A 1,462-nucleotide genomic window follows, 5' to 3' on the forward strand; every position below is an offset into this window, starting at 1 on the left:
TGCCAGGCCGGGCCATTGGCCACCAGCGAATCCCAGCGCTCCGTCCGCCAGCGCTCGGCGATGCGGTGGCGCTCCACCACCAGATGGTCCATCCCCCGCCGCCCCAGATGCGCGCTCATGGCAAGCCCCGCCTGCCCGCCCCCGATCACCAGCGTATCGACCGTCTCAACTGCCATTGCCGCACTCCCTTTCGCATCGGGCGCAAGGCCCTCCCCTTTGCTCTATGTGAGACATTGGTTAGGCGAAACATGCATTTCTCTCGGCATTGGTTAGGTTGCGCCTAATCCCTCAGCGCTCCCCCCGGCGATAGGGCTGCATCAGCGCCTCGGGCACCCGCGCCCGCCGCGCCACAAGGATCAGCGCCACGATGGACAGCACATAGGGCGCCATCAGGAACAGCTGATAGGGCACCCCCTCCACCACCGTCTGCAGACGCAACTGAAACGCATCGAACAGCGCAAACAGCAGCGCCCCCAGCAGCGCCTTGCCCGGCCGCCAGGACGCGAACACCACCAGCGCAATGCAGATCCATCCCCGCCCCTGCACCATGCCGGGGAAAAAGCTGTTGAAGGCCGCCGTCGTCAGGAACGCCCCCCCCAGCGCCATGATCCCCGATCCCACCATCACCGCCCAGATGCGGATGCGCACCGGGTTCAACCCCTGCGCCTCCACCGCATGCGGGTTCTCCCCCGTCATCCGCAGCGCAAGGCCCATCGGCGTGCGCGCCAGCATCCAGGCCACCAGCCCCACAAGGATCAACGCCACATAGGTGGGCGGCGTCTGGGTGAACACCACATCGCCCAGGAACGGGATCGCCGACAGGCCGGGGATCGGCCAGGGCTGGAACGGCTCGATCGTGGGCGGCAGGTCACCGACCTGCACCCAGAGACGGTAAAGGTAATAGGCCAGCGCCGAAGCCAGCACCGCCAGCGACACCCCCGTAATTCAGGGCGTCGCCGGCAAAGTCCACCGCATCGGCCAGCAGGGAGAGCGACCCGGACTGCAGGCCGGCGCCGATTTCCACCAGGAACATGGCGGAATTGATGACCAGAGCGATCCACAGGATGCGGCGGTAGCGCGCCAGGTTGGCGATGGATTCGGCCGATGGGGTGTCGTGGTGGCAGCAATGGGCGGACATGGTCTTTCCTTTCGATGCCGTCATTGAAAACCCTGGAGCCACTACAGTGTCAAGCATCCTTTCGATCCGGGAGATCCTCATGCAGATCAAGGCACTGGCCCAGGCCACCGGCGTGGACGTCGAGACCATCCGCTACTACGAAAAAGCCGGTCTGCTGCCGGCGCCGGCCCGGCGTGACAACGTTACCGGGACTACGGCGACAGCCACCTGGAGCGGCTGTCGTTCATCCGGCATTGCCGCGCGCTCGACATGCCGCTGGCCGAGGTGGTGCAGCTGCTGCAGTTTCTGGATGCCCCGCCGGACGATTGCAGCGACATCAATCGA

The 1,462-nt window shown here is 65.8% G+C and carries 3 protein-coding genes and 1 pseudogene; 1 reads left to right on the forward strand and 3 read right to left on the reverse strand.

Annotated features, from left to right (window positions below):
• The 3 genes from A0129_RS15690 to A0129_RS15700 all read right to left on the reverse strand — a co-directional run.
• Window positions 1-176, reverse strand: a 176-nt coding sequence (locus A0129_RS15690; protein WP_291716327.1) for an FAD-dependent monooxygenase, incomplete at its 3' end; no start/stop codon positions are given.
• Window positions 177-288: 112 nt separating this feature from the next.
• Complete coding sequence (locus tag A0129_RS15695; RefSeq protein ID WP_291716323.1) at window positions 289-936, reverse strand: ABC transporter permease; 648 nt, start codon at window positions 934-936, stop codon at window positions 289-291.
• Complete coding sequence (locus A0129_RS15700) at window positions 869-1,162, reverse strand: cation transporter (RefSeq protein WP_291716324.1); 294 nt, start codon at window positions 1,160-1,162, stop codon at window positions 869-871. The genes A0129_RS15695 and A0129_RS15700 overlap by 68 nt, the downstream gene beginning before the upstream one ends.
• Window positions 1,163-1,217: 55 nt before the next feature.
• On the opposite strand from A0129_RS15700, the pseudogene A0129_RS15705 reads away from it, so the two are divergent.
• Window positions 1,218-1,462 (forward strand): annotated as a pseudogene (locus A0129_RS15705) (MerR family transcriptional regulator); the annotation flags it as partial.

It is taken from the genome of Limnobacter sp. CACIAM 66H1 (assembly GCF_001601825.1).
Classification (GTDB): Bacteria; Pseudomonadota; Gammaproteobacteria; order Burkholderiales; family Burkholderiaceae_B; genus Limnobacter.